This is a genomic window from Shinella sp. NM-101 (assembly GCF_021401195.1).
Classification (GTDB): Bacteria; Pseudomonadota; Alphaproteobacteria; order Rhizobiales; family Rhizobiaceae; genus Shinella.
The window spans coordinates 317,579-340,596 of sequence record NZ_JACBFT010000002.1 but is presented as its reverse complement, the minus strand read 5'-3'; the positions used below and the strand labels follow the sequence as shown (position 1 = coordinate 340,596).

General features: G+C 64.7%; 21 protein-coding genes and 1 tRNA gene. 4 read left to right on the top strand and 18 right to left on the bottom strand.

Translation table 11 applies throughout. The features are described 5' to 3' along the window. Positions 1–333 precede the first annotated feature (333 nt). Together L0976_RS05475 and gltB are read right to left on the bottom strand one after the other, a co-directional pair. Positions 334–1,791 carry a glutamate synthase subunit beta gene (locus tag L0976_RS05475; protein WP_234186463.1) on the bottom strand — a complete coding sequence of 486 codons (1,458 nt, stop codon included), beginning with the start codon at positions 1,789–1,791 and terminating at the stop codon, positions 334–336. A gap of 139 nt (positions 1,792–1,930) precedes the next feature. Next, positions 1,931–6,655, bottom strand: a complete 4,725-nt coding sequence (gltB, locus tag L0976_RS05470; protein ID WP_234186462.1) for a glutamate synthase large subunit — start codon at positions 6,653–6,655, stop codon at positions 1,931–1,933. A gap of 481 nt (positions 6,656–7,136) precedes the next feature. On the opposite strand from gltB, the gene L0976_RS05465 reads away from it, so the two are divergent. Then, positions 7,137–8,183 carry a low specificity L-threonine aldolase gene (locus L0976_RS05465; RefSeq protein WP_234186461.1) on the top strand — a complete coding sequence of 349 codons (1,047 nt, stop codon included), beginning with the start codon at positions 7,137–7,139 and terminating at the stop codon, positions 8,181–8,183. An 88-nt stretch (positions 8,184–8,271) separates the two neighbouring features. On the opposite strand, the gene L0976_RS05460 is transcribed toward L0976_RS05465, so the two are convergent. Further along, complete coding sequence (locus tag L0976_RS05460) at positions 8,272–8,733, bottom strand: Hsp20 family protein (protein ID WP_203316078.1); 462 nt, start codon at positions 8,731–8,733, stop codon at positions 8,272–8,274. A gap of 463 nt (positions 8,734–9,196) precedes the next feature. On the opposite strand from L0976_RS05460, the gene L0976_RS05455 reads away from it, so the two are divergent. Continuing rightward, the gene (locus L0976_RS05455; protein ID WP_370643584.1) at positions 9,197–10,192 is read left to right on the top strand and encodes an alpha/beta fold hydrolase; all 996 of its coding nucleotides are present in this window, start codon (positions 9,197–9,199) and stop codon (positions 10,190–10,192) included. 5 nt (positions 10,193–10,197) lie between these two features. On the opposite strand, the gene hisN is transcribed toward L0976_RS05455, so the two are convergent. Beyond that, complete coding sequence (hisN, locus tag L0976_RS05450; protein WP_234186460.1) at positions 10,198–10,971, bottom strand: histidinol-phosphatase; 774 nt, start codon at positions 10,969–10,971, stop codon at positions 10,198–10,200. 269 nt (positions 10,972–11,240) lie between these two features. Further along, positions 11,241–12,125, bottom strand: a complete 885-nt coding sequence (locus L0976_RS05445; protein WP_203316081.1) for an N-formylglutamate amidohydrolase — start codon at positions 12,123–12,125, stop codon at positions 11,241–11,243. Positions 12,126–12,315: 190 nt separating this feature from the next. Between L0976_RS05445 and cpdR1 the strand changes: the two genes are divergently transcribed. Together cpdR1 and L0976_RS05435 are read left to right on the top strand one after the other, a co-directional pair. Further along, the gene (cpdR1, locus tag L0976_RS05440) at positions 12,316–12,678 is read left to right on the top strand and encodes a response regulator CpdR1 (RefSeq protein ID WP_069061148.1); all 363 of its coding nucleotides are present in this window, start codon (positions 12,316–12,318) and stop codon (positions 12,676–12,678) included. A gap of 95 nt (positions 12,679–12,773) precedes the next feature. Further along, positions 12,774–12,848: transfer RNA gene (locus L0976_RS05435), tRNA-Val, on the top strand. Between the two features lie 16 nt (positions 12,849–12,864). On the opposite strand, the gene L0976_RS05430 is transcribed toward L0976_RS05435, so the two are convergent. The 13 genes from L0976_RS05430 to L0976_RS05370 form a co-directional block, all read right to left on the bottom strand. Then, complete coding sequence (locus L0976_RS05430) at positions 12,865–13,794, bottom strand: hypothetical protein (RefSeq protein WP_234186459.1); 930 nt, start codon at positions 13,792–13,794, stop codon at positions 12,865–12,867. A 110-nt stretch (positions 13,795–13,904) separates the two neighbouring features. Further along, the gene (locus tag L0976_RS05425) at positions 13,905–14,303 is read right to left on the bottom strand and encodes a hypothetical protein (protein WP_234186458.1); all 399 of its coding nucleotides are present in this window, start codon (positions 14,301–14,303) and stop codon (positions 13,905–13,907) included. A 10-nt stretch (positions 14,304–14,313) separates the two neighbouring features. After that, positions 14,314–15,675 (bottom strand): reverse transcriptase/maturase family protein, encoded by a 1,362-nt coding sequence (locus L0976_RS05420; protein ID WP_234186457.1) that lies wholly within the window; start codon positions 15,673–15,675, stop codon positions 14,314–14,316. Beyond that, positions 15,633–16,010: a diversity-generating retroelement protein Avd gene (avd, locus tag L0976_RS05415; protein ID WP_234186456.1), complete on the bottom strand. Its 378-nt coding sequence runs from the start codon at positions 16,008–16,010 to the stop codon at positions 15,633–15,635. Before avd ends, L0976_RS05420 begins: the two co-directional genes overlap by 43 nt. 44 nt (positions 16,011–16,054) lie before the next feature. After that, on the bottom strand, positions 16,055–16,987 hold the full coding sequence (locus L0976_RS05410) for a hypothetical protein (protein WP_234186455.1): 933 nt from the start codon (positions 16,985–16,987) through the stop codon (positions 16,055–16,057). Between the two features lie 202 nt (positions 16,988–17,189). Continuing rightward, positions 17,190–17,624, bottom strand: coding sequence for a dihydrofolate reductase (locus L0976_RS05405; RefSeq protein WP_234186454.1), 435 nt, complete (start codon positions 17,622–17,624; stop codon positions 17,190–17,192). Then, the gene (locus L0976_RS05400) at positions 17,621–18,709 is read right to left on the bottom strand and encodes a phage Gp37/Gp68 family protein (RefSeq protein WP_234186453.1); all 1,089 of its coding nucleotides are present in this window, start codon (positions 18,707–18,709) and stop codon (positions 17,621–17,623) included. Before L0976_RS05400 ends, L0976_RS05405 begins: the two co-directional genes overlap by 4 nt. Beyond that, positions 18,702–19,235 carry a hypothetical protein gene (locus tag L0976_RS05395; protein WP_234186452.1) on the bottom strand — a complete coding sequence of 178 codons (534 nt, stop codon included), beginning with the start codon at positions 19,233–19,235 and terminating at the stop codon, positions 18,702–18,704. The genes L0976_RS05400 and L0976_RS05395 overlap by 8 nt, the downstream gene beginning before the upstream one ends. Beyond that, on the bottom strand, positions 19,228–20,133 hold the full coding sequence (locus L0976_RS05390; protein ID WP_234186451.1) for a dATP/dGTP pyrophosphohydrolase domain-containing protein: 906 nt from the start codon (positions 20,131–20,133) through the stop codon (positions 19,228–19,230). The genes L0976_RS05395 and L0976_RS05390 overlap by 8 nt, the downstream gene beginning before the upstream one ends. A 3-nt stretch (positions 20,134–20,136) precedes the next feature. Next, on the bottom strand, positions 20,137–21,303 hold the full coding sequence (gene dnaN, locus L0976_RS05385; protein ID WP_234186450.1) for a DNA polymerase III subunit beta: 1,167 nt from the start codon (positions 21,301–21,303) through the stop codon (positions 20,137–20,139). Then, entirely contained in the window at positions 21,300–22,265 is a 966-nt protein-coding gene (locus L0976_RS05380) for a DUF2303 family protein (protein ID WP_234186449.1), read from the bottom strand. The genes dnaN and L0976_RS05380 overlap by 4 nt, the downstream gene beginning before the upstream one ends. Before the next feature lie 34 nt (positions 22,266–22,299). Next, complete coding sequence (locus tag L0976_RS05375; protein WP_234186448.1) at positions 22,300–22,644, bottom strand: hypothetical protein; 345 nt, start codon at positions 22,642–22,644, stop codon at positions 22,300–22,302. A gap of 52 nt (positions 22,645–22,696) precedes the next feature. Next, positions 22,697–23,014 carry a hypothetical protein gene (locus tag L0976_RS05370; RefSeq protein ID WP_234186447.1) on the bottom strand — a complete coding sequence of 106 codons (318 nt, stop codon included), beginning with the start codon at positions 23,012–23,014 and terminating at the stop codon, positions 22,697–22,699. Positions 23,015–23,018: the final 4 nt, after the last annotated feature.

The window sequence follows — 23,018 nt, the reverse complement described above, 5'->3', positions numbered from 1 at the left end:
CAGAGAGTGCGGCACCGTAAGCCCCTCCCCCTTGTGGGGAGGGGTTGGGGAGGGGTCTTCCACCGCGGCAAGCCACGGCACTCCGCAAATCTCGTAAAGTGGTCTGCTCCCGCCAAGTCCACCCAGCTTTCTTTCGTCATGGTCGGGCTTGACCCGACCATCCATCCACCTGCGCACCAGGGCTATGGATCCTCGGGTCAAGCCCGAGGATGACGGAGGAGAGGTGGATGGACTTGGCGGGAGCAACCCTTGGGAGTTGCATGGAGCCCGAGAACGCATGAAGGCGCGCCGGCATGCCGGCGCGCCCTCTCAAATCCTGGCCTCTGTCGAACCTCACCGCGGCAGCGTGGTGGACCCCATCAGCGCCTCGTCGATGGCCCGCGCCGCCTGCCGCCCTTCGCGGATCGCCCAGACGACCAGCGACTGGCCGCGGCGCACGTCGCCGGCGGTCCAGAGCTTGTCGACCGAGGTCTTGTAGTCGCGGTCGTTAGCGACGACGTTCGAGGAACCGCGCTTGTCGGTGTTGATCGTCAGCCGGTCGCCGAGGTCCTTCAGCACGCTGTCGGTGAAGGGGCCGCGGAAGCCGATGGCGATGAAGGCGAGGTCCGCCTTGATGATGAACTCCGTACCGGCAATCGGCTTGCGGCGGTCGTCCACCTGGCAGCACTTGACGCCCGTCAGCACGCCGTCCTCGTCGCCGACGAATTCGAGCGTGCCGACCTGAAACTCGCGCACGGCGCCTTCGGCCTGCGAGGAGGAGGTGCGCATCTTCGTCGCCCAGAAGGGCCAGACGGCGAGCTTGTCTTCCTTTTCCGGCGGCTGCGGGCGGATGTCGAGCTGCGTGACCTTCACCGCGCCCTGGCGGAAGGCGGTGCCGACGCAGTCCGACGCGGTATCCCCGCCGCCGACGACGACGACATGCTTGCCGCCGGCAAGGATCGGATCGGAGGGCCAGCCGACGCTGTCGACATTCTCGCGGCCGACGCGGCGGTTCTGCTGCACGAGGTACGGCATGGCATCGTGCACGCCGGCAAAGTCGACGCCCGGAATGCCGGCATCGCGCGGCGTTTCCGAGCCGCCGCAATAGAGCACGGCATCGTGCTCGGCGAGCATCTCGTCCATCAGCTTGTCGACGCCGACATTGACTCCGTAATGGAAGGTGACGCCCTCGCCGCGCATCTGGTCGACGCGGCGATCGATGAAGTTCTTCTCCATCTTGAAGTCCGGGATGCCGTAGCGCAGCAGGCCTCCGGCCTTGGATTCGCGCTCGAAGAGATGCACCTCGTGGCCGGCGCGGGCGAGCTGCTGGGCAGCCGCCATGCCGGAGGGGCCGGAACCGATGACGGCGACCTTCTTGCCGGTCTTCACCGTCGCCGGCTGCGGCACGATATAGCCCATCTCATAGGCCTTGTCGGCAATCGCCTGCTCGACGGTCTTGATGGAGACCGGGGTGTCTTCCAGGTTCAGCGTGCAGGCCTCCTCGCAAGGGGCGGGGCAGACGCGGCCGGTGAATTCCGGGAAGTTGTTGGTCGAATGCAGGTTGCGGATCGCCTCTTCCCAGTTGCCGTTATAGACGAGGTCGTTCCAGTCGGGGATCTGGTTGTGCACCGGACACCCGGTCGGACCGTGGCAATAGGGAATGCCGCAGTCCATGCAGCGCGCGGCCTGCTTCTGAACCTCGGGGTCCGACATCGGGATGGTGAATTCGCGGAAATGGCGGATGCGGTCGGAGGCCGGCTGATACTTCATCACCTGCCGGTCGATTTCCATGAAACCAGTTACCTTGCCCACTTCAATAATCCTTGCTCAAGACGGGTGCCTTTCGAGGTCCCGTTACCGGTGCGCAGCTCCGCTGTCGTGCCGGTGAAGATGAAATCGATCCTGATCGCGTTTCACGCAATCGGTCAGTGAAGGGTGGTGAACCGCTGCCTCACTCGGCAGCGACCCCCATCCTCATGCGCTCCATCTCTTCGAGCGCGCGGCGATACTCGACCGGCATCACCTTGCGGAATTTGGGACGATACTCGGCCCATTTGTCGAGGATCTCCCGCGCCCGCGGCGAACCCGTATAGTGCAGGTGGTTCGAGACGAGCTGGTAGAGACGCTCCTCGTCATGGCGCGTCATGTCGTCGGAGACGTCCACCATGCCCTTGTGCATGAGGTCGCCGCCGTGGTGGTGCAGCTTCTCCAGCATGTCGTCCTCCTCCGGCACCGGCTCCAGCTCGACCATCGCCATGTTGCAGCGGCGGGCGAAATCGCCGGCCTCGTCCAGCACATAGGCGACGCCCCCGGACATGCCGGCCGCGAAGTTGCGCCCCGTCTGGCCGATGACGACGACGACGCCGCCCGTCATGTATTCGCAGCCATGGTCGCCCACGCCCTCGACGACGGCGACGGCACCGGAATTGCGCACGGCGAAACGTTCGCCGGCCACCCCGTTGAAGTAGCACTCGCCCGCGATCGCGCCGTAGAGCACCGTGTTGCCGACGATGATCGATTCATGCGGCACCGCGCGATTGCCGGCCGGCGGCCGCACGATGATGCGCCCGCCTGAAAGACCCTTGCCCACATAGTCGTTGCCGGCGCCGACGAGATCGAAGGTGATGCCGCGGGCGAGGAAGGCACCGAAGGACTGGCCGGCCGTACCGTTGAGCGTCACGGAGATCGTGTCGTCCTTCAGGCCCTTGAAGCCGTAGCGCTTGGCGACCTCGCCGGAGAGCATCGCGCCGGCCGAGCGGTCGACGTTCTTGATGTCGACCGCGAAGGCGACGGGCGTCTTCTTTTCGAGCGCGGGCCTGGCTTCCTCGATCAGCTTGCGGTCGAGGATGTCATGGATCGGATGGTTCTGCCGCTCGGTCCAGTAGGTCGCCTCCTTCGGCGCATCGACCTTGTGGAAGATGCGCGAGAAATCGAGACCGTTGGCCTTCCAGTGCGAGATCATCCTCTCCTTCTCCAGCAGCTCGGAGGCGCCGATGATCTCGTTCAGCGAGCGGACGCCGAGCGAGGCCAGGATTTCGCGCACCTCTTCGGCGACGAAGAAGAAGTAGTTGATGACATGCTCGGGCGTGCCCTTGAAGCGCTTGCGCAGGACCGGATCCTGCGTGGCGACCCCCACCGGACAGGTGTTGAGGTGGCACTTGCGCATCATGATGCAGCCGGCAGCGATCAGCGGCGCGGTGGCGAAGCCGAACTCGTCCGCGCCGAGCAGCGCGCCGATCACGACGTCACGGCCGGTCTTGAGGCCCCCGTCGACCTGCAGGGCGATGCGCGAGCGCAGCTTGTTGAGCACCAGCGTCTGGTGCGTCTCGGCAAGGCCGATTTCCCACGGGGAGCCGGCATGCTTCAGCGAGGTGAGCGGCGAGGCGCCGGTGCCGCCGTCGAAGCCGGCGATGGTGATATGGTCCGCGCGTGCCTTGGCGACACCGGCGGCAACCGTGCCGACGCCGACTTCCGAGACGAGCTTGACCGAGATATCGGCCTCAGGGTTGACGTTCTTCAGGTCGTAGATGAGCTGCGCCAGGTCCTCGATGGAATAGATATCGTGATGCGGCGGCGGCGAGATGAGGCCGACGCCCGGCGTGGAGTGACGGGTCTTGGCGACCGTCGCATCCACCTTGTGGCCGGGTAGCTGGCCACCCTCGCCGGGCTTTGCGCCCTGCGCAACCTTGATCTGCAGCATGTCCGCATTGACCAGATATTCGGTCGTCACGCCGAAGCGGCCGGACGCGATCTGCTTGATCGCCGAACGCTCGGGGTTGGAAGAGCCGTCCGGCAGCGGCAGGTAGCGATCCGCCTCTTCGCCGCCTTCGCCGGTATTCGACTTGCCGCCGATCCGGTTCATGGCGACGGCAAGCGTCGTATGCGCCTCGCGGGAAATCGAGCCGAAGGACATCGCGCCCGTCGAGAAGCGCTTGACGATATCGACGGCCGGCTCCACCTCATCGACGGAGATCGGCTTACGGCCGAAAGCTTCCGCCTCCTTGATCGAGAAGAGGCCGCGGATCGTGTTCATGCGCAGCGCCGAGGCGTTTACCAGTTCGGCGAATTCCTTGTAGCGGTCGACCGCGTTGCCCCGCACCGCATGCTGGAGGGACGCGACGACGTCGGGCGTCCAGGCATGTTCCTCGCCGCGCATGCGATAGGCATATTCGCCGCCGATATCGAGCGTGTTGGCAAGCAGCGGATCGCGGCCGAAGGCGGCCTTGTGGCGGTTGAAGGTCTCCTTGGCGATCTCGTCGAGGCCGATGCCCTCGATGGTCGTCGCGGTGCCGAAGAAGTACTTGTCCACCAGTTCGGACGAAAGCCCGATGGCGTCGAAGATCTGCGCGCCGCAATAGGACTGGTAGGTCGAGATCCCCATCTTGGACATGACCTTCAGGATGCCCTTGCCGATGGCCTTGATGTAGCGATAGACCACCTCTTCCCCATCTACCTCCTTCGGGAACTCGCCGCGCTTGTGCATGTCGGTGAGCGTGTCGAAGGCAAGGTAGGGGTTGATCGCTTCCGCGCCGTAGCCGGCGAGAAGGCAGAAATGGTGCACCTCGCGCGGCTCGCCGGTCTCCACGACGAGGCCGACGGAGGTGCGCAGACCCTTGCGGATGAGGTGATGGTGCACGGCGGCGGTCGCCAGCAGCGCCGGGATCGCCACGCGGTCCGGCCCGATCTGGCGGTCGGAGAGCACGATGATGTTGTAGCCGGAGGTGACGGCCTGCTCGGCGCGCTCGCAGAGCCGGTCGAGCATTTCCGGCATGCCGTCGGCGCCGCGCGAGACGTCATAGGTGAAGTCCAGCGTCTTGGTGTCGAAACGGTCCTCGACATGGCCGATGGAGCGGATCTTTTCGAGGTCCCCATTGGTCAGGATCGGCTGGCGCACTTCCATGCGCTTGGCCTTCGCCGCGCCGCCGTGGTCGAGGATGTTCGGGCGCGGGCCGATGAAGGAAACGAGGCTCATGACCAGTTCCTCGCGGATCGGGTCGATGGGCGGGTTCGTCACCTGCGCGAAGTTCTGCTTGAAATAGGTGTAGAGCAGCTTGGTCTTGTCGGACATGGCCGAGATCGGCGTGTCCGTGCCCATGGAGCCGATCGCCTCCTGCCCCGTCGTCGCCATCGGCGACATCAGGAGGCGTGTGTCCTCCTGCGTATAGCCGAAGGCCTGCTGGCGGTCGCGCAGCGACACGTCGCGGCGCAGCGCCCGCGGCTCGACCGGACCGAGGTCTTCCAAGATGATCTGGGTGTTGTCGAGCCAGTCGCGATAGGGGTGCTTGTCGGCAAGCGCGGACTTCACCTCCTCGTCGGAGATGATGCGGCCCTCTTCCATGTCGATGAGCAGCATCTTGCCCGGCTGAAGCCGCCACTTCCTGACGATGCTCTCTTCCTTGACCGGCAGCGTGCCGGCCTCGGAGGCGAGGATCACGCGGTCGTCGTCGGTGACGAGGTAGCGGGCGGGGCGCAGGCCGTTGCGGTCGAGCGTCGCGCCGATCTGGCGGCCATCGGTGAAGGCGACGGCGGCGGGACCGTCCCACGGCTCCATCAGCGCGGCGTGGTATTCATAGAAGGCCTTGCGCTCGGGGGACATGAGCTGGTTGCCCGCCCAGGCCTCGGGGATCAGCATCATCACGGCATGGGCCATGGAATAGCCGCCACGCACCAGGAATTCGAGCGCATTGTCGAAACAGGCCGTATCCGACTGGCCCTCGTAGGAGATCGGCCAGAGCTTGGTGATGTCCTCGCCGAAGAGCGGCGAGGAGACGGAGGCCTGGCGGGCCGCCATCCAGTTGACGTTGCCGCGCAGCGTGTTGATCTCGCCGTTATGGGCGACCATGCGATAGGGATGCGCCAGCTTCCACGACGGGAAGGTGTTGGTGGAGAAGCGCTGGTGCACGAGGGCGACGGCCGATTCGAAGCGCGGATCGGCGAGGTCCTTGTAATAGGCGCCCACCTGGTAGGCGAGGAACATGCCCTTGTAGACGATGGTCGTCGAGGAGAGCGAGACGGGGTAGAAGTTGCTCTCCTCGCCCTCGTATTCGTCATAGATGCGGTTGGAGATCACCTTGCGCAGGGTGAAGAGCCGGCGCTCGAACTCGTCGTTCGTCGCGGCCTCGCGGCCCGCGCCGACGAAGACCTGCACATGGCGCGGCTCGGTGGCGGCGATCTCGGGGGCCTTGGAGAGCGAGGAATTGTCGACCGGCACGTCGCGGAAGCCGATGAGGACCTGCCCCTCTTCGGCGACGACGTCGGCGATGACCGTCTTGAAATACTCGACCAGCTTTTCGTCCTGCGGCATGAAGATGTGGCCGACGGCATATTCGCCTGCCTTGGGCAGCGTGATGCCCTGCCTTGCCATCTCCTCGCGGAAGAAGCGGTCCGGAATCTGGACGAGAATGCCCGCACCGTCGCCCATCAGCGGATCCGCGCCGACGGCGCCGCGATGCGTCAGGTTCTCGAGCATGAAAAGCCCGTCCTTGACGATCTGGTGCGACTTCTTGCCTTTCAGATGCGCGACGAAGCCGACGCCGCAGGCATCGTGTTCGTTGCGCGGATCGTAGAGTCCTTGTTTTTTCGGCAGGCCCGGAGTGGAAGCGCGCGTCTTGGCGCCCGTCGCAGTGGTCTGCGCCCGGGTCTGCCGATAATCATGTGCTTGAGTCTTCACCACCATTGTTTCCTCCTGTTGGCCCGTTTCGTGCGGGCATTCCGGTCGCCCCCGAGGGCGTCGCCTGTTGCATGAACCTGATGCGGCCGTAAAACGACGGCCCGTCCGGTGGATCATCGGAACCGTCGTGGCGAGAGGGCCTGTGGAAATCGCTTCCGCCCCGGCGCCTTTGCCGGCGCCTTCCGCAGGTGGGAAGAGCGCCTCTTCGGTCTCGTGACCGAAATAGGACAGTAACGCTGTCCTATTTCATAGGCTCTATGCCAGAAACACCCCTACCCCGCAAGGCCATCATGCCAAATAATCACCACCTCATGAAGAAAAATTGCCCACGCCGCCGAACGCTTGAAATTAAATTACGAGCTCCCGGCACTTTGTTTCCGTTCCTTTCATTTCCCCGAAAAAGCGGGCTTCGAGCCGAATCCGGCGATTGATCGCCGCTTTTTCTCCATTATGGTCCCCGCAAAGCCCCAACCGCACTGGAAACCGCATGTTTTTCGCTTCCGACAACTGGGCAGGCGCCCATCCCGACATCGCACGCAGCCTCGTCGAGGCCGCCGGCGGCTTTGCCTCGGCCTACGGCACGAGCGACCTCGACAAGCATGTGGAAAAGACCTTTTCGGAGATTTTCGAGCGGGACGTCGCCGTCTTCTTCGTGGGAACCGGCACCGCGGCGAATTCGCTGGCTCTCGCCAGCTTCAACCGGCCGGGCGGTCAGGTCTTCTGCCACCGCGAGGCCCATGTGAACGTGGACGAATGCAACGCCCCGGAATTCTTCGCGACCGGCGCGAAGCTCGTGCCCGTCGACGGCCCTGCCGGCAAGCTTTCGTCCGAGGCGCTCGCCGCCGCCATCGGCCGCTTCCCGCCGGACTTCGTGCATGGCGGCCAGCCGATGGCCGTCACCATCACCCAGGCGACGGAAGCCGGCACCGCCTATACGCTGGACGAGATCGCCGCCCTTTCCGAGGTGGCGAAGAAGGCCGGCCTGCCGCTGCACATGGACGGCGCGCGCTTCGCCAATGCCCTCGCCCATCTCGGCACGACGCCGGCGGAAATGACCTGGAAGCGCGGCGTGGACATCCTCTCCTTCGGCGGCACCAAGAACGGCTGCTGGTGCGCGGAAGCGCTGGTGCTCTTCGATCCGGCCAGAGCCCAGCAGATGCATTTCCTGCGCAAGCGCTCGGCCCAGCTCTTCTCCAAGTCGCGCTTCATCGCCGCCCAGTTCGACGCCTATTTCCGCGATGGCTTGTGGCTGAAGCTCGCCCGCCATTCCAACGCCATGGCCGCGCGCCTCGCAAACGGCTTCGCCGCATCCGAAAAGGCCCGCCTTGCCTGGCCGACGGGCTCTAACGAGCTCTTCGCCATCATCCGCAACGACGCAATAAAGACCCTCAAGGAAAAGGGCGCGGTCTTTTACGACTGGCCGACCGGCCCGGACCTCAAGGCGACGATGCGCGAGGATGAAACGCTCATCCGCCTCGTCACCAGCTTCGCGACGACGGAAACGGACGTCGACAGCTTCCTTTCGGCGCTGTGATTTTCGGGGGGTAGTCCCTCATCCGGCCTGCAAACAAAAAAAGGCGGCGCCTTGCGGCACCGCCCTCGTTCCTTGCCCAGCGAAACGCTTAGTTGGTCTGCGCTTCGATCTGCTTGGCTTCGCGGCCGACGGCGGCGATCTCGATACGGCGCGGCTTGGCGGCTTCCGGGATATCGCGAAGGAGATCGATGTGGAGAAGGCCGTTCTTCAGCGAAGCGGCGCGCACTTCCACATGATCGGCAAGCTGGAAGCGGCGCTCGAAGGCGCGCTTGGCAATGCCGCGATAGAGATACTGGCTGTCATCGGACGCATCGTCCTTCTTCTCGCCCGTGACCGTCAGCGCATGTTCGCGCGCTTCGATCGACAGTTCGCTCTCATCGAAACCGGCAACGGCCATCGTGATGCGATAGGTGTTTTCGCCGGTGCGCTCGATATTGTAGGGCGGGTAGCTCTGGCCCTGGTCGGGCTGGCCGAGGCTGTCGAGCATGGTGAAGAGACGGTCGAAACCGACGGTGGAGCGGTAGAGGGGGGAGAAATCGACGTGACGCATGGTGTCCTCCTTCAGAGCAACGGTTGCGGTCTTTCAGAAGGCTGCCCCTGATTTCCGAAGGTGCAGCCCGGGTCATCCGGCTCCGCCCCATCCTGGCGACGGAAACCTCGACGGGCCCTTTCGGCGCCCGTGACGATGAGATGGGAATGGCGTTCCGCCCGTTCAAGGGGTGCAAAGCGGGCGCAAATCCCTCTTTCCAGAAACTTTGCGATATGAACGCCAAATGAACGGCGGCTTCGGACAGCGTTCAGCTTGGGCTTGGTAAAACCGCAGCATCGGAAGCGAATACTTTCGACGACCGGGGTGTAACGTCCCTTCCTCTCCGGTCAAATTGAGCCGGAGTGCATGTGCGCCACCCCCGTGCCGCATGCATCCGGCTTTTTTCTTTGACGGCGCCAAGGCCAGCGCCTATCCATCCAACAGGCAGTTCCGCAAGACGCGCAGCGCTCTCCGGCGGAACCACATGCAACGCCCTGTCGCCGAGACCGCCAGCCCGATGGATTCCATCCTTTACGCCACCGCCGACAATCCCGTTCCCGAGAACCACGTCGCCGGTTTCATGGAAGGCCGCGGCGGCGTGAATATCCGCTATGCGGTATTCCGCTCGAAGGAGCGCGAGGCCAGGGGCACGGTGGTTCTGCTGCAGGGCCGCAGCGAATGCATCGAGAAATATTTCGAGACGATCGAGGACCTGACCGCCCGCGGCCTCTGGGTCGCGACCTTCGACTGGCGCGGACAGGCCGGTTCCGACCGCCTCGTCCCCGGCAATCGTGCCGGCCACATCGCCCGCTTTGCCGATTACGAGGCCGACCTTTCGCTCTTCCTCGAAAGGGTCGTGCTGCCGGATGCGCGCCTGCCCTTCTTCATCGTCGCGCATTCGACCGGCGCGCTCGTGGCGCTTTCGCAGGCCCCGGAACTGGAAAACCGCATCGAACGCATGGTGCTCGCCGCCCCCTTCGTCGCCCTCGGCGGGCAGTCGATGAGCCAGCGCAAGATCGCCATCATCGCCCGGCTGGCTTCGCTGACCGGCTTCGGCACGCGCACCTTCCGCAAGGGCGATCCCCTCCTGGAATTCGAAGGCAACGTCGTCACCTCCGACAGGCGCCGCTTTGCCCGCAACGCCGCCATCTATGCGGAGCATCCCGAACTCTCGATAAGCTGGCCGTCCGCGCGCTGGCTGAACGAGATGCTGGGCGCCATGGCGCGCGTGACGCACCAGAATCACCTGACGCGCATCCGCATTCCGACGCTGCTGCTCTGCCCCACGGCCGATCCGCTGGTGCCGCGCAAGGCGGTGGACGACCTCGCGCGCATCTTCCGCGCCGCACGCCTCATCGAGATCGACGGCGCGCGCCACGAACTGTTTCAGGAGGCGGACCGCTACCGCGCCCAGGCGCTCGCCGCGATCGAAGCCTTCATTCCGGGAAGCGATGCCGAGGACACCAGCCTCGGCGCCTGAACGCCTTACGCCCTCAGAAGCGCCACCGCCTCGTCATAGACCTTGCGGCTGCCGGCCGCGATGATCTCGCCGCCCATTTCCGCCGGGCCGCCGTCCCAGGCGGTGATGATGCCGCCCGCCTGCTCGATCACCGGTATCAGCCCGCCGACATCGTAGGGCTTCAGCCCGCATTCGACGACGAGGTCGATATGTCCGGCCGCCAGCAGCGCATAGGCATAGCAGTCGACGCCATAGCGGAAGAGCCGCACCTTGTCCTGCACCGCCTCGAAGCGGGGTTTGCGGCCCTCGGTGAAGAGATGCGGCGACGTCGTGAACATGATCGCGTCCGCAAGGCCTTCGCACGAACGCGTCGAAAGCACCTTGCTGCCTTCCGGCCCGGCATAGCGAGACACCGTGCCGTCGGCAAAATAGCGCTCGCCCGTGAAGGGCTGGTCGATGAGGCCCATCACCGCCTCGCCGTTGCGATAAAGGCCGATCAGCGTGCCCCAGACCGGCACGCCGGAAATGAAGGCGCGCGTGCCGTCGATCGGGTCGATCACCCAGACATATTCCCGGTCGAGGCCGACCGAGCCGTGCTCCTCGCCGAGAATGCCGTGGTCGGGGAAATACTGCTCGATCAGCGCGCGAATCGCAGCTTCGGCGGCGCGGTCGCCTTCCGTCACCGGGTCGAAGCCGCCCGCCTCCTTGTTGACAACGTCGGCGCCGGCGCGAAAACGCGGCAGGGTTTCCTTCCTTGCGGCATCGGCAAGGCGGTCGAAGAAAGCGCGATCAGGCAGCATGAATGTCTCTCGGCGGGAATGGCTTATCGCAACTCCTTACTGTATCGGCGCGGAAAACGGAACCGGATTGACGCGGGATCACTCCAGTCACGACGCAGGACAAGCGGTTGACGCTTCGCAAATTGGCGCCCGGGTCGCGCTTGACATTTGTGCAGCGCAACATTACTTTTTCCTTACAGTCACTCGTGGCTGTAAATACCCTCCTTGGGTGTTTCCTCCCAGACTTGAACCGCGCCTCAAGCGCGGTTTTTTTTGGAGGGGAGGCCGGCCTATTCGGCGGCGAGCGTCCGGTCCGCGGCATATTCCTCGACATGTTCGGAAAAGTCCTGCAGGAAGGCGGAGATCGCCGTCTGGAGCACTGCGAAATCCGGCCTTTTCGCCAGCGTCGTCTCGTCGACATAGAGGCTGCGGTTCACTTCGATCTGCAAGGCGTGCAGCCCCTTGGCCGGCCGGCCGTAATGCTCGGTGATGAAGCCGCCGGCATAGGGCTTGTTGCGCACGACGGAAAAGCCCATGTCCTCCAGGAGCCGCATGGCGACGCGCGAAAGCTCGCCGGATGCGCTGGTGCCGTAGCGGTCGCCGATGATGAAATCGGGCCGCACGCCCGAGCCGGCGACGCGGATGTTGCCCGGCATCGAATGGCAGTCGAGAAGCACCGCGAAGCCGAAGGTCACATGGGTGCGCACCACGAGCCGGCGCAGGCACGCGTGATAGGGCTTGTAGACGCTCTCCACCCTGTCCAGCGCCTCCTCGACGGGGAAGCGGTGGCGGTAGATCTCCATGTTTTCCGCGACGACCCGCGGCACGGTGCCGAGCCCGCCGGCGACGCGGATGGAATTGATGTTGGCATAGGACGGCAGCGGCCCGTCGAACATGCGCGGATCGAGCTCATAGGGCTCGCGGTTGACGTCGAGCCAGGCGCGCGGGAAATGCGCGATCAGCATCGGCGCGCCGAGCGCCGGCGCGACGGAGAACAGCTCGTCGACATAATGGTCTTCCGAACGGCGGATGCCGAGCGCATCGAGACGCGACTGCTCGACAAAGCCCTGTGGATAACGGCGCCCGCTGTGCGGCGAATTGAAGACGAGGGGCACGCTCTGCGAAACCGGCTCCAGCACTTCGAAGTGGCTGTTTTCGCTTGGAGCTTGCGCCATTGCCGTCCTTTACCATGCCTCAAGGTATTGCATTGCCCATGTTGCCAGCCGCGTGCGCGCGTGTCCATACTGAAGAACTGCCGGCTTCGGGCTTGCCCTGCCACATTCACCGGATATTTACCCGAATGAGATTTCGTAACATCACCGCCCGTTCGCGGGCAGATAACCTTAGCAACGGTTCCCGGATTCCATGACCCCCAAGATTCTCCTCGCCGAAGACGACAACGACATGCGCCGCTTCCTCGTGAAGGCGCTCGAAAAGGCGGGCTATCAGGTGCTGTCCTACGACAACGGCGCCAGCGCATACGACCGGCTGCGCGAAGAACCCTTCTCGCTGCTGCTTACCGACATCGTGATGCCGGAGATGGACGGCATCGAGCTGGCGCGCCGCGCCACCGAGCTCGATCCCGACCTCAAGGTCATGTTCATCACGGGTTTCGCCGCCGTGGCGCTGAACCCGGATTCCAAGGCTCCGAAGGACGCAAAGGTCCTGTCCAAGCCCTTCCACCTGCGCGATCTCGTCGATGAGGTCAACAAGATGCTGGCCGCCTAAGGCCCGGAAAAGACCGCAAAATCGGCGCGTGAAAAAAGCTTCGAAAAGCCTATTGACGCAGCATCCGGTTTTGTGGTCTATGCGCCGCATCGGATGGGCGTGTAGCTCAGCGGGAGAGCACTACGTTGACATCGTAGGGGTCACAGGTTCAATCCCTGTCACGCCCACCATTCGATCCCAAGGAAGTCAATGGCTTACAGCCGACTTCCTTCCCCCTTCAATCACCACGAGACCCCCACTTGCAGGCAACTTGCAGGAAAACAGGGGTCTGCGGGTGTGTTTCTGCAATTTCCGCATCACGGACTCCGTCGCTCGCATGCAGTCGGCGAGGTAGTCGGGGTCGAACGCTTCATAGGCATTGGCTGTGCGCTTTTCGTCGTGGCCGAGCCAGACGTCGCGCTGCTCTTTCGAGACCGGCGGCTTCTCCCGGCGCACCATCGTCGACATGAAATGTCGAATCAGGCCGGGGGTAAACTCCGGCAAGCCGCACTCCTCCGCATGGCGGACGAAGGTGCGCTTGATCGCATCGATCGGCGCTCCGTCCCAGGTCATCGGGGCAACGGCGTCGGGATTTTCTTCTCTCCAATGATCCAGCCAGCCGCGCAGGTTCGACGTCAGCCGGATCTTCGGGCGGTATTTTATCGTCTGCCGCCGGCCGGGCGGATTGAGGTCGATCGTGCCGAACCGCCGGTTCACCGTGGCTTCGTTGTCGCGGAAGTCGAGGATCGTCGACGGCCGCGCCCATGTGTTGAGCGCGATAATGACGAAGCGGAAGAGGTTTTCCTTCCGCCTGTCGATGGCGTCAATGAAGCGGCCGAACTCCTCGAAGGTAGGAAGCCAGTCGCGCTCCTTCGGCTCGGGGATATCGATCAGTTCCGCGACGCGCTTCGCTTGCGTCACGACGTCCGGCGCCATGTCGAGAAGCTGGACTTCGTGCTCGTTGCCCAGCCTGTCGGTGACGACGACGACCCGCTTGCCGAAACGGAACGCCGCCGACACGACCGACAGAACGCGCGCGATATAGGCGGCCGAATGATCGTGCTCCGACCGGCACCATTGCATGAACTCCCGTTGCCGGATCGGCCCGAAGGACGACACCATCGACCCCTTGGCCATCTTCGCCTCGAGGAAGTCCTTCACGATGGCGATGGCGCGGAACGCCTGGTCGGCGGAGGGCTTATTCTTGATGTCGTTCTCGTAGTAGTGATCCAGCACGGACAGAATCATCACGCGGTCTGGCGATCGGCTCCCGTCCGCGTTCGCCGCACCGACGAGGGCGATGAGCTTGTCTCGGGCTTCTTCGAGTATTTCCGTGCCAAGTGATCGGCGACGAGTGTTTCGGATTCGCTCGTCGTACCAGTAGGCATAGAGCCGCGCCGTGCCGTGGGCGCGCGCAATCCAGTATCCCCCGTATTCCCAAAGTCGTTCTGACACACGGTCTCCTTGCGCGACAGATAGGCCGCCACGGCCTCGGGGTGGTAGAAGACCGCCCCCTTCTTGCCTGAAACGAAGGCTATCTCGCCATTTTGGCGGGCCTTGCGCAACTCCCTTGCGCCGACGAGCGCCGAAAATCGGCGGCAGACTTCATCTTCCGAGAGCAATGCGTCGAATCGAGATAGCGTCATGGTGGCCTCCCTACACTCGATCCAGTCGGCCGCCGGCGGCGCCCAGGCTTTCAAGCAGGTTGTGACTGTCCGCCCATGACGCATGGCCGATCCACGCGGCGAGAAACCGATCAAGCCGCTCATGCTCGCCGGCGGCGCGATAGGCCCTGATCTTGCGCCGCGCCCGCACGACGCTGTCCTTGCGAAGGAGCTTGTGAGTCGTCCAGATGCGATAGCCGACGAAGTTGACGCCCCGGCCGACCGGCTGGATGCTCCATTTCGAGAACCGCAGCCCCAGCCGGTCGCGCGACAATTCCTCGATCGATCCGCGCACCTTGCGCAGATGATCGGACGAGCGCCCGAGAACGACAATGTCGTCCATGTAGCGGAACCAGTATCGCTCGCCGATCGTCTGCTGAAGGTGGCGATCCACAACCCCGCCGTACACGTTTGCAAAAATTTGCGAGACGAGGTTGCCGATCGGAAGGCCGATCCCGCTACGCGGGAGAATCGCTTCGATAAGTCGCAGCGTGGCGCGGCACGAGATTTTAGCCTCAATGAGCTTCCAGAGCGCGCCGCGCTCAATGCTATAAAAGTAGCGCGAAAAATCCGTTTTCAGGGCGTAAAGCGGTCCGTCGCGATCGAGCCGGCGCATGTCGGCCTGAAGGGCGATCGCTGCGGCGTGGGTGCCTTTTCCGGGTCGGCACGCGTAGGTTCTCGGAAGAAGGGTCGCCTCGAAAATCGGGCCAATGACGGCGCATAGCGCATGCTGCGCAATGCGGTCCTCGAACGGAAGCGCTGAGATCACGCGCACCTTGGGGTCGAAGATCCGGAACTCACGGGGCGTTCCCGGTCGATAGGTGCCGTCGCGCATGGCCGATGCCAGATTGTGAAGATTGAGGATCGAGAATTCCTTGAATTCAAGGAACCCTGGCGTGAGCCGCTTTCCGAGCGACGTCAGCCGGAAGGCCCGCCGCATATTCGCATCAGACGTGATCGTGCCGATAAGGTTGCGATATTTTTTTCCCATGACCTGTATATCTATCTGCCGGTCGCGGGTTTCGACGGCTGCGCCGCTACTCCCCGCTTCACCGGACCCTGCTATGTGTTCGCCGAAGCCGGACGGTCGGGCCGACCACCCTGGCGAGACCCACATGAATGCGGCCGCGCCGGTGGAAGATTGCCGGCGCGGCCGTGACCGCCGCCGAGCGTTGAAAGGGTCGTCGCCGCCGCCGCGGGCCGAGAGATTCTCGTTCGAATTATCCGGCCAGTTGCCCAGGTTCGCGTAGCGAGAGCCGGCGTTGTCGCCGTTGATCCACGAACCCCCGATGATGGACGGGCACCGCAACGTCATGACCCCGACCGCCCGTTGCCCTTCGTGGTCTTGATCCATTGCCCGAGCATCGCCCCGGTCTCCGCGATGGTGCGGAGCGCCACGGCATGCTGCCGCGGGGTGACGATTTTCAGCGCCGGATCGGCCGCGAAGCGCAACCAGAATCGCAGCGTCGCCATGTGAGCGTCCGCCGCGTACAGGCGTGAAGGCTGCTTGCTCTTCGCCGCCTGATAGAGAAGGCCGACCTGATCGAACAGCAATCCAATCAACCGGTCACGCAGCGCGCCGTGACGGCGCGGGCATCGCTGGAGGATAGGATAGAGGTAGGTCACGACGGCCTCATATTTTTCGACGATTGCCAGATCTTGAGGATGTACAAATTCATCGCGTGTCATGGCTGACGATCGTCCGTTTCAGTCGGCCCGCGCTTCCGCGCGGGTTAGGAGACAGGCTGCAGGTGATCGCCGCCGCCGCGGGCCGAGAGATTCCCGTTCGAAAGATCCGGCCAGTTGCCCAGGCTCGCGTAGCGAGAGCCGGCGTTGTCGCCGCTGATCCACGAACCCCCGATGAGGGACGGGCGAGGCTCGTCGGGGTCGCCATCCGTGGCCCATTGCCAGACGGTCCCGGTGATGTCGAAGGCGCCGCGCTGGCTGATGAATCGCTCCGCGCCGTCCTTGAGGACGCCGGTCACGACAGGGTCGCCATCGCGTGAGCATCGCTCCTGCACGCCGATGGCGGCCGCGAAGAATTCCTCGATCGTGAGGAGGCGCTTGCCGTGATAGGCAAGGAGTTCGACGGCGGCGGCATAGTCGAACCGCTTGAAGCGCGTCTTGCCGTCCGGGCGCATGGGAAGGTCGCGGCCGTCCGCGATCGTCGCACCGCAGCGGCTCGTGCCGTGCTCGTGGTGATCGACGCCGGGGAGATAGATGTCCACCCATGCCTTGCGGCCGCCGGCGAGTTCGATCATCGTCATGCCGCGCGGGTCCGGCCCGGCGAAGCGGAAATCCACATCCCAGAGCGAGAAGGGATTGACCGCCGGGACCACATCGCCGCCGGCGCGGGCCTGTGCGCAGCCGCCGGGTGCGAAATGGAACCCTGCGAACCATCTGTTCCCGAGGGGATTCGACGGAACCGGCTCGGCAAAGGGCTTGCCCTCCCCGTCGATGCTGACGCCATAGTCACGGCCGGGCGTCAGGTCGCCGAGGCAGACCGGCGTGTCGGAGGCGAAGGCATGCGTGCGCCCCTCGATCTGGATCGCGCTGCCAGCCCTGATGCCGATCTCCGTCCTGCTGGGGGCGAAGAGAACCGGCGCAGCCAGGTCGGGCCGGTTTATGATCATAGGGGAAATCTTCATCGCGGTTGCAATGTTCATGGTCTAACTCCATCGGGTTGCTTGGAAGTTTTGGAATTCCGAGAGACCGAAACGGCCTTTCGGATGGCGTTGCCGGACGTGATCATCACGAAACCGTCCGCGAACTCGACGCGAATCGAGTTCATCTTGCCGCGCGCCGTAAGCCGGCACGGTTGGCCTTTCCGGCCTTGTCGATTCCACCGGAAAATGTAGGGGAAGTCCGTCACGCGGCACCTCCCCAGCGAAACCCGTAAGCGTCGAACGGGAAGAACACATGCTCGCGGTCTTCCTCGGGCGGGTTGTCGTAGGGAATGGCGCTGATCAGCTTGAGGCCGTCGACGAAGGGCGCGAACGTTCGATAGGTATGCGCGCCGCCGGCGATCCAGATGGGCCGTCCCGGCCACTCCTGCCCGCAGGTTTCGATCACCTCGGCCGACTCGCTGCCGGCCCATTCATAGACGCATCGGCCTTCGAGCCGCGGCATCCCCCGCGCCGTCCGCCGGCCAAGGATGACGACGCCGCCCATCGTGAGCCGCCGGAAGCCGGCGAGGTCCATCTTCATCACGGTTTCCATATCCGGGTCGCCCCGCCATGGAAGGTCGCCGGCGCGGCCGATCTGGCCTCTGCGGCCGCAGGCGGCGATCAGATGCACCGTCATGGCCGCACCCTCGGCAGGCCGTTGTGCTCGATCCCGTCGAGCAGCCGACCCGCCGCCTTCTTGCCGACATTGCGCACGGCCACCAGGCGCTCGCCGTGGAAGCCGATGCCACCGGCCAGATTGTGAAACCGCGTCGCGCCGAGGCCCATCTGGCCGTCGACCTTCGGCGTCGAGCGCCAGTCCGGATCCTCGACGTCGCGATCATAGAACGCCGACCATGCACCCCATTGCTTGAACAGGAACGCAATCCCGTGCGCCGCGCAGAAGTCCCGCGTGGCGCGGTGCCATTCCGGATGCGTCGGCCGGGCACCGTCGCCGCTTTCGCCGCCGGATACGATCCAGCGGGCAAATTCCCATCCCTTCCAGTTGATCGGTCCGAGTGCCGGCTCGTAGCTAACCCATGTCAGCCAGCAATGGTCGGCCAGCGCCGCCATTGCGGGCCGCCGAAGGTCGGCGCGGGTCTGATCCTCGACCGAAACGCCGAGCCATATGTTGCGGAAGGAATCCGGCCATCTGGCCATGCCGCCGGCCCAATCGAACAGCGGATAGGCGCAGCCTGACGGCGGCGTTCCCATGGCGTCCAGCATGTCGGCGAAAAGCTGTCCGCGGCCGCTGGGGTGCGCCGCCCGAACCTCGCCCGGCCCACGCGCGCCCTTGAAGTCCAGATCCTGCTCGACGTTCACGTCTGCCCACCGGCGGAAGAAGTCAAGCATCCTGTCGGGGCGCTTGGTGAGAACCTGAAAGGTGTGGCGCTGCGCCTGCGCCATGACGTTGAGGACGCGCATGATCCAGCCGTCCGGCACGCCTTCGGCAAAGAGGTCGCCATGCGCGCACACGAAGATCATGCGCGGCTTCGCCCACCGCAGGGGCTGGCCGATCCATTGCTCGTTGAAGCGGACCTCGCCGTTCCAGACCGCCCCGGCCTTCGTGTCGATGGTCAGGCCCGCGCGACTCGGATGATGCTTGAGGCGCGTCCCGGCCAGGCGCATCGCATAGCAGTTCGTGCAGCCGGGCGACATAACAGAGCAGCCGGTGATCGGATTCCACGTCGCGTCGGTCCACTCGATAAGGGAATGGTCAGCCATGGTCGCCTCCGATCCCGGAAAGAGCGCGCCCATCCGCCGAAACGGCGAAGGCGACCCCTTCCTGCCAGAAGCCCATAACGACGGTCAGTCGCTCGCCCTCGGGTTCGATCGTGTCGTTCGACGCCCAGTTCCTGGCGAAACTGTCCATCGAATCGGACATCGTCTCGTAGTCGCTCACCTCGGCAAACCAGTTCGCCTCGTCGATACGAGCAGCCGGCGCCAGCGGCACGGCCTCGCCGGTGAACATATCGACGGTGCCACCGTCGCGCGGATCTTCGAGGTTCCACGATCCGTCCGGCATGACGGTGATCGTGACGTTTCCGCGTTCCTCCCACCACATGAAGGAGACGGTTTCTCCGGGCGCGATGGTTCCGGCGACCGATGCCTTCTCGTCATCCCATCGGACGGTCGTCACGCCGGCAGCATCGGGGGAAAGCCAGTCTTCCGGGCGCTCGCGTCCGGGCGGCATGATCTCGTCGACGAGGCAGGCGGGCCACCATCGCCGGGTGTGTGCGAAGTCAGCCATCGCTCACCTCCCCGGCACCCTTGAGGGCCTCGAAGCGGCCGTCCTCGAATTCTTCGCAGGGCCGCGCCCAGAGCGAACCATCGTCGACGCTGCGATAGATGGCGACGTCGCGCATGTCGGCGACGCCGGGGTTGGGATAGATTCCCGGTTCGATCCACCGCTCGGTCTGCATCTTGCCGATGCCGATCAGCGTGTATTCGGTGCCGCGCTTCTTGTGGCGATGGGTGGCCACCGCCTTCTGCGGAGCCGCCTCAAGGATGGGGAGGATGGCCCGAAGATCGCCAAGGAGAACCGCGACGCGCGTCCGGTCGCCATTGTGCGCAAACTCGGCGGCGGTCTTCTTGAGACGCCCAGCCGTGTCGCCATCCGTCTCCGCAGCCTCGCCGCGGCGGTCGTGCTCGATCGCCTTGTCCGGGTCGGCCGTCCGCCAGTCGGGCCAGCGGCGCTTCTCGTTCTTCGCCTGCTTGGCGACGACGGCCTCGACGATGCGGGCCGGTTCGAAGCCGGCGCGCCATGCGCCGTCGAAGGCCAGAATGATGACGTCGATCCATTCCTCGACGTCGGAGGGGTCGGCCTCGATCTCGCGCAGTTCCTTGCGAATGTGATCGACCACGCCGGCGGCCCGCGTGCCAGGGCCGAAGGTCTTCAAGGAGAAGGCTCGCTGCCGTTCAAGATGCGCAACCAGGTCGAAGCGCGCCTTCGCCGCCGCGCGCAGGTCGCGCGCCTCCTGCTGATAGCGGTTGTTCGCTTCGAGCAGGTCGGCGACGCGCTGGACGCGGAGCCGCTCGTTGTCGTCGCGGCAGTCGAGCAGGTGCAGGATCCAGCGCGCCAGATCGTCCTTGCTCTTGTTCAGCAGCGAGCGGTGGGTGACGGTTGAAACGACGGTGAAGGTGGACATCGGTTAAATCCTCATCGGCATGAGAACGAAAAGCGTGTCGCCGCCCTGCGCCGGGCGGATGAGGGCAGGCGCACCGGCATCGCCCAGTTCGAAGATCACCTCGTCGCCGCCGGCGGCGGACAGGAGGTCGAGGCAGTATTTGCCGTTGAAGCCGATCTCGACAGGGTCACCATCGGCACCGGCGATCTCGATCTGATCTTCCGCGCTGCCGGCGTCCGGGCTATGGGCGGTGACGGTCAGCCCGTCGCGTGCGAAGGCGTATTTGACGGCGTTGCCCTTGCCGGTGGACACGGTCAGGACGCGGTCGATGGCGTCCGCCAGCGGCGCGCGGGCGAGCGTGTAGCGGTTCGGGTTGCCCGCCGGCACCACGCGCTTGTAATCGGGGAAGGTGCCGTCGATCAGTTTCGAGACCAGCGTTACGCCGTTTTCGTCGCCGCCCATGGAGATGCGGAACTTGACGTCCGAGACGTCGAGGCGGACAGTTCCCTTCTCGGGCAGCATTTTCAGGACGAGTTCGACCGTTTTCCTCGGGACGATGATCGCCGGCAGGCCGCCCGCGCCATCCGGAAGCGGCAGGGTCGCTTTCGCGAGGCGATGCCCGTCCGTCGCCACGGCGATCAGCGCCGCGGCCCCGTCGACCACGTCTTCGTGCCAGTGGATGCCGTTAAGGTAGTATCGAGTCTCCTCGCTCGAAATCGCGAAGCGCACGGTTTCGAGCATCGCCTTGAGCGTGGCGGCTTCCATATCGAAGCTACAGGCGAATTCGCCGGCCGACAGTTCGTGGAAATCGGATGCAGGCAGGGCCGGCAGGCGGAAACGCGAGCGCCCGGCCGAAACGGTCCACATGCCGCCGTCGTCCTTGGCGTCAACGCTGCCGGCGATCTTGACCTCGCAGCCCTCGGGCAGCTTGCGCACGATGTCGTGCAGATTATTCGCCGGTAGCGTCACCTCGGCCGCGCCGCCCTCGATCACGCATTTGCGCGAGACGACGATTTCGGCGTCGAGGTCGGTGCCGGTGATCGCCAGCCGGCCCCCATCCCCATTGGCGCCCGCCCGGATCAGGACGTTCGACAGGATCGGGATCGTCGTGCGGCGCTCAACCACGCGCACGGCGAGCGCCAGAGCGGGAAGCAAAGCCTCCCGCCCGATGATGATCGCGGCCGCCGTCATGCCCCCGTCTCCGGCTTGCCCTCATAGGCCGGCAGGCCGGTCTTTTCGCGGGCGTCGAAGAGGGCGCGGCGGACGTGCTCGGTGATGAACTGGTCGGGGCGATAGATCTGGTAGAACCACGTCACCGAACCGCCGGCAGCACGGTAGCGCAGGCGCACGGGGATGCGCATCTTGTCGCCCATGAAGAAGGGCGGCACGGACAGGATGAAGATGCCCGGCACCTTGAGCGGTGCGCCGTTCGCGTCCTGATGGCTTTCTTCCCAGGCGATCTGCCCCTCGCCGTTGGCAAGGGTATGCACCGCCTTCACCTTGCTCGCCACGTTGACCTGAAGGCCGCGCGACAGTTCGACAAGCTGGCTGGGGGTGGCGACGGTCGTCGCGAAATCGCGTTCAAGCCAGGTACGCTCTTCGGCGGTCGGCGCCGAGAGTTCCGCGACGCGGTCTTCGAGGAAATAGGCGAAGTCCTCCTGCGTCATCTTCTGGCCGTTCATCTTGTTCCACGCCTGCCACTCCTCGGAGAGCGGGAAGGCGTAATGAACGCGGTGCCTGCCATAATCCGGCTGACCGTCGACGCCGAGATGGTGATAGTCGATGACGGCGGTGAAGGACGGCTCGCGCCAGTCCGCATCGGCGAAGATCACCGAATGCTCGGACTTGTGGCGGTTGATCAGTTCGCAGAAGGACTCGAAGGTCTGCGCCTCGGCGGTGCCCTGCTTGCGCTTCGGGTGCAGGCGGTAGCTTTCGATCACGTTGGCGAGCGCGTTGACCGCCGGCTCCTTGCCACGGTGCAGCGCCAGCGGCACCTTCGCCGGCAGGCCGAAGAAGCCCTCGGGCGTGTCGATCTGGACGATCTCGATCCCTTGCGCCGCCGCGCCGAGGCGCGCGGCTTCGGCCAGGTCGATGCTGAAGGGGGTGGCGCTGGCTTCTGCGGCGTCCGTCGCGGGGGTGACAGTTTTTGTCATGGTTCGACCTTTCAGGTTTGGAGGAAGGGGCCGGCTATTCGGCGGCGCGAGGTCTCGCCTCGCGCGGGCCGTTGAACATGTCGGTCTGCTGGGGGTGCTCGGTGGAGAGCGAGCCGTCATCGAGCACCCAGTAGAAGGACGAACCGCGCTGTGGCTTCGGGCGCTTGGAATCGATGTCGCAGGTGATCGTGGCCGTGCCGGCCTCGACTTCCAGATTGATCTTGAGCGAGACGCTGCCCTTGACCTTCGACTTCGGGCGGTCGCCGGAAAGCTCCTTCAGCTTTGATAGCGTCTCGGTGATCTCGCTGCCGAGGACCGCCGCGACTTCGCCGCCCTCCAGCATGCCGATGATCGTTTGCGCGTCGCGGATTCGTTTCATCTTGTCCTCACGGGTAAGGTTGATCCGCCGGCCCTGCCGGCGGTGTGAATCGTCAGAAGGGGATGTCGGAGGTCATGTCGCGAAGACGCGCGACACGGTCCTCGATCTCGGCGTGCCGGGCATCGGCGATCACGACGGCCTGCGCCTTGATCGTGCGCTGGGCGTCGTCGAGCAGGATGGTCTGGCGCGCGAGGTTCCGTTCGAGGATTTCGCGACGCCGCTCCGCATTGTCGAGGAGATCCTCAAGATGGCGGATGCGGTCGGAACCCTTGGCGACCTGCCGTTCGAGTTCGACGATTTTCTTCGCCTCGGTGGTTTGCCCGGTGCCCTGCGCCGGCTCGGACGGCTTGCGGCTGGCTTTTGCGGCCATGGTC

Excerpts from the sequence above, each read along its gene's own strand:
- gltB (WP_234186462.1), bottom strand. The coding sequence starts at position 6,655 with ATGGTGGTGAAGACTCAAGCACATGATTATCGGCAGACCCGGGCGCAG.
- L0976_RS05465 (WP_234186461.1), top strand. The coding sequence starts at position 7,137 with ATGTTTTTCGCTTCCGACAACTGGGCAGGCGCCCATCCCGACATCGCA.
- L0976_RS05410 (WP_234186455.1), bottom strand. The coding sequence starts at position 16,987 with ATGAACATTGCAACCGCGATGAAGATTTCCCCTATGATCATAAACCGG.
- L0976_RS05460 (WP_203316078.1), bottom strand. The coding sequence starts at position 8,733 with ATGCGTCACGTCGATTTCTCCCCCCTCTACCGCTCCACCGTCGGTTTC.
- L0976_RS05455 (WP_370643584.1), top strand. The coding sequence starts at position 9,197 with ATGCAACGCCCTGTCGCCGAGACCGCCAGCCCGATGGATTCCATCCTT.
- L0976_RS05395 (WP_234186452.1), bottom strand. The coding sequence starts at position 19,235 with ATGGCTGACTTCGCACACACCCGGCGATGGTGGCCCGCCTGCCTCGTC.
- L0976_RS05405 (WP_234186454.1), bottom strand. The coding sequence starts at position 17,624 with ATGACGGTGCATCTGATCGCCGCCTGCGGCCGCAGAGGCCAGATCGGC.
- L0976_RS05445 (WP_203316081.1), bottom strand. The coding sequence starts at position 12,125 with ATGGCGCAAGCTCCAAGCGAAAACAGCCACTTCGAAGTGCTGGAGCCG.
- L0976_RS05400 (WP_234186453.1), bottom strand. The coding sequence starts at position 18,709 with ATGGCTGACCATTCCCTTATCGAGTGGACCGACGCGACGTGGAATCCG.
- hisN (WP_234186460.1), bottom strand. The coding sequence starts at position 10,971 with ATGCTGCCTGATCGCGCTTTCTTCGACCGCCTTGCCGATGCCGCAAGG.
- L0976_RS05430 (WP_234186459.1), bottom strand. The coding sequence starts at position 13,794 with ATGGCCAAGGGGTCGATGGTGTCGTCCTTCGGGCCGATCCGGCAACGG.
- L0976_RS05380 (WP_234186449.1), bottom strand. The coding sequence starts at position 22,265 with ATGACAAAAACTGTCACCCCCGCGACGGACGCCGCAGAAGCCAGCGCC.
- L0976_RS05425 (WP_234186458.1), bottom strand. The coding sequence starts at position 14,303 with ATGACGCTATCTCGATTCGACGCATTGCTCTCGGAAGATGAAGTCTGC.
- avd (WP_234186456.1), bottom strand. The coding sequence starts at position 16,010 with ATGACACGCGATGAATTTGTACATCCTCAAGATCTGGCAATCGTCGAA.
- dnaN (WP_234186450.1), bottom strand. The coding sequence starts at position 21,303 with ATGACGGCGGCCGCGATCATCATCGGGCGGGAGGCTTTGCTTCCCGCT.
- L0976_RS05370 (WP_234186447.1), bottom strand. The coding sequence starts at position 23,014 with ATGGCCGCAAAAGCCAGCCGCAAGCCGTCCGAGCCGGCGCAGGGCACC.
- L0976_RS05375 (WP_234186448.1), bottom strand. The coding sequence starts at position 22,644 with ATGAAACGAATCCGCGACGCGCAAACGATCATCGGCATGCTGGAGGGC.
- cpdR1 (WP_069061148.1), top strand. The coding sequence starts at position 12,316 with ATGACCCCCAAGATTCTCCTCGCCGAAGACGACAACGACATGCGCCGC.
- L0976_RS05420 (WP_234186457.1), bottom strand. The coding sequence starts at position 15,675 with ATGGATCAAGACCACGAAGGGCAACGGGCGGTCGGGGTCATGACGTTG.
- L0976_RS05390 (WP_234186451.1), bottom strand. The coding sequence starts at position 20,133 with ATGTCCACCTTCACCGTCGTTTCAACCGTCACCCACCGCTCGCTGCTG.